The organism is Mesorhizobium sp. M7A.F.Ca.CA.002.09.1.1 (assembly GCF_003998555.1).
GTDB lineage: Bacteria > Pseudomonadota > Alphaproteobacteria > Rhizobiales > Rhizobiaceae > Mesorhizobium > Mesorhizobium ciceri.
In genome coordinates, this window is the sequence record NZ_RZRR01000983.1 from 1 (window position 1) to 1,941 (window position 1,941).

Annotated in this window: 2 protein-coding genes and 1 pseudogene; all 3 read left to right on the forward strand. The window is 65.3% G+C overall.

Annotated elements, in window-relative coordinates; translation table 11 throughout:
* On the forward strand, positions 1-486 hold a 486-nt coding region (locus EN994_RS29210), incomplete at its 5' end, for a DUF1045 domain-containing protein (RefSeq protein ID WP_127308041.1).
* A 13-nt stretch (positions 487-499) separates the two neighbouring features.
* Positions 500-1,651 (forward strand): alpha-D-ribose 1-methylphosphonate 5-triphosphate diphosphatase, encoded by a 1,152-nt coding sequence (locus EN994_RS29215; protein ID WP_063169766.1) that lies wholly within the window; start codon positions 500-502, stop codon positions 1,649-1,651.
* Positions 1,648-1,941 (forward strand): annotated as a pseudogene (locus tag EN994_RS29220) (phosphonate metabolism protein/1,5-bisphosphokinase (PRPP-forming) PhnN); the annotation flags it as partial. The gene EN994_RS29215 and the pseudogene EN994_RS29220, both read left to right, overlap by 4 nt.

The window sequence follows — 1,941 nt, forward strand, 5'->3', positions numbered from 1 at the left end:
GTCTCGCTGCGCGCCGCACTCGACCTTTTTGCCGAGGTGACGCCGGTGGTGACCATTCCCCGTCTCGTGGTCAGCCAGATCGACGGCTTCTTCGCACTGGTGCCGGAAGGGCCAGTGCCTGCGCTCAACCGGTACGCCGATGACGTGGTGCGCGACTTCGACCGGTTTCGCGCACCGCTGAGCGAGGCGGAAATCGAGCGGCGCAGCCCGGATTCGCTGAAGCCGGCCGAGTTCCGCAATCTCTGCCAATGGGGCTACCCCTATGTCTTCGAAACCTTTCGCTTCCACATGACGCTCTCCGGCCGGGCGGGGTCACAGGAGAGCCCGCGTTTGCGCGCAGCGATCGACAGCCTGTTCGCGGAAGTGCTGCAACAGAAGGTGCTGGTGGATGCGCTGACCTTGTTTGTCGAAACCGAACCGGGTGCGCCGTTCATGGTGCTCTCGCATCACGCGCTCGGGCGCCGCCCGGCCAGAAAAACCGCCTGAAGGACTGCCTGAAATGACCGCCGAGACTGTTCTCCACAATGCCCGCATCGTGCTTGCCGACGAGATCGTCGAAGGTTCGCTGGTGCTGCGCGACGGCTTTATCGCCGGCATCGAAGCCGGCGCAAGCCTTGGCTCTGGCCGCATCGGCGAGGATATGGGCGGCGACTATATTATTCCCGGGCTGGTCGAGTTGCACACCGACCATCTCGAAGGCCATTACGCGCCGCGGCCCAAGGTGCGCTGGAATCCGATCGCCGCCGTGCTCGCCCATGACGCGCAGGTGGCAACCGCCGGCATCACCACCGTGCTGGACGCCTTGCGCGTCGGCATGGACGAAGACGCCGACCTGACATCGGCCGACATCCGCAAGCTGGCCGACGCGATCGAGGACAGTGTGAAGCAGGACCGTCTGCGCGCCGACCATTTCATCCACCTGCGCTGCGAGGTTTCGGCACCCGACTGCCTCAGGGCTTTCGCCAATTTCGACGGCGACGAGCGGGTTAAGCTGGCATCGCTGATGGATCATGCGCCAGGCCAGCGCCAGTTCGTCAATCTCGAAACCTATGCCTACTATTACCAGCGCAAGCTGAAGCTGACCGATCGCGACTTCAAGGTGTTCTGCGAAAAACGGATGGCCGAATCGGCGCGCAATTCGGCGCCGAACCGGGCGGTGATCGCCGCCGCCTGCCAGGAGCGCGGCATCGTGCTGGCCAGCCACGACGACGCCACATCGGGCCATGTCGACGAAGCGATCGAGCAGGGCGTGCGGGTTGCCGAATTCCCGACCACGGAAGAGGCCGCAAGGGCCTCGAAAGAGGCCGGGATGGGTGTGCTGATGGGCGCGCCAAACGTCATGCGCGGCGCCTCGCATTCGGGCAATGTCTCGGCCCGTACGCTGGCCAGCGACGGCCTGCTCGACATCTTGTCGTCCGACTACATTCCCTTCAGCCTGATCCAGTCGGCGTTCTTCCTCGGCGATGTCGTCGAAGGCATTTCCCTGCCGCAGGCCGTCGCCATGGTCTCGAAAAACCCGGCCGATGCGGTTGGACTGACCGACCGCGGCGTCATCGAGCAGGGCCGCCGCGCCGATCTGGTGCGGGTGCGCGTCGACGACCATGTTCCGGTCGTGCGCACCGTGTGGCGGCAGGGACGCCGGGTGGCATGATGGTGTCGGCACTGATCGAGCGGGAACTTTCGGCCGAGACGTTTCCGATCCGCGATGGCGTTTTCGTCGCCGTCGTCGGCCCAAGCGGCGCCGGCAAGGACACGGTGATCGGCTACGCCCGCAACCATTTTGCCGACGAAACGCGGCTGGAGTTCGTCCGCCGGGTCATCACCAGGCCGAGCGATGCCGCAAGCGAGGATCACGACACGCTGGCCGACGCTGCCTTCGCCGAAGCCGAAGCCGATGGCGCCTTCGCCATTTCCTGGGAAGCACACGGCTTGCGCTACGGC

Excerpts from the sequence above, each read along its gene's own strand:
- EN994_RS29215 (WP_063169766.1), top strand. The coding sequence starts at position 500 with ATGACCGCCGAGACTGTTCTCCACAATGCCCGCATCGTGCTTGCCGAC.